Genomic DNA, 919 nt, shown 5'->3' on the forward strand with positions numbered 1-919 from the left:
AGGTGCCGTGACAATTGGTGTCTGGGTTTCCTCTCGCTCACAATGACGACAGGAATACACATAACGAACATGTTTCTTTACTTTCACATGAGCTGGAATGACTTGAATTTCTTGCCTTACTTCTGTACTCATCTCATGTAAATCTCCACCGCAACACGAACAAACCTGCTCTTCTTCGGAAAGACGGTATTCCACCGTTTCCATTAGCAGGTCTTCAAGCATGGTTTCTCTTTGTCCACGTTTTTTACGGCGCGTATATGAAATAGACTCCGTAGGAGTCCCCTCTAAGTTAGGGGCAGCTTCTACCTCTGCTTCATTAAACAGAGAAAGCTCAAGTTGATCAGGATCTGTTTTTTCACTAGAGGAGCCAAAGCACTTATTCTGACTAAGGCGAAGAAGTTCCTCATACCATTTTAATTGTTGCATCAATTCTGCAACTTTGGACTCTAATGATTCACATTTCTCTTGTAAATTTTCAATTGGTTGGGTGGGTGTTTTTGTCGTATTTTCCATACTTAACATATTCGACAAAACGGTTGAAAATCCTTTAAAAACAGTAGGTTTTTCTGAAAAAACACCAAATTATATCACAGTTCTCGCAAGTACCTCTGGATGGGCAGAACGCTGCTCAATTGGTAGTCCATCTAGTAGCCAGCGGAACTCTCGTAAGCTTATTTTTTGCACTTCATTATTATCTTCTTTGGGCCAGCGGAACGTTCCGTTCTCTAAGCGCCTGTAATACAACCAAAAACCATTTAGTTCCCAGTGAAGGATTTTTAACTTGTCGCGTTTGCGATTACAAAATACAAAGTAGCTTGGAGAAAAGGGGTCTAAATCAAACCCCTCTTTCACCAATGCCGCTAAGCCATCAATTGACTTTCGTAGATCCGTGCTTCCGCGGGCTAGATACACCTGGTGA

Annotated in this window: 2 protein-coding genes; both read right to left on the bottom strand. The window is 41.8% G+C overall.

The window, feature by feature from the left end; all coding sequences use genetic code 11:
* Nucleotides 1-513 (bottom strand): IS66 family transposase zinc-finger binding domain-containing protein (locus ACOI1C_RS22595; RefSeq protein ID WP_422512886.1); only part of this gene is annotated, 513 nt, incomplete at its 3' end.
* Nucleotides 514-582: 69 nt separating this feature from the next.
* A partial coding sequence (gene tnpB / locus ACOI1C_RS22600) for an IS66 family insertion sequence element accessory protein TnpB (protein ID WP_422512885.1) occupies nt 583-919 on the bottom strand: 337 nt, incomplete at its 5' end.

The organism is Bacillus sp. DJP31 (genome assembly GCF_049310945.1).
Taxonomy (GTDB): Bacteria; Bacillota; Bacilli; order Bacillales; family SA4; genus Bacillus_BS.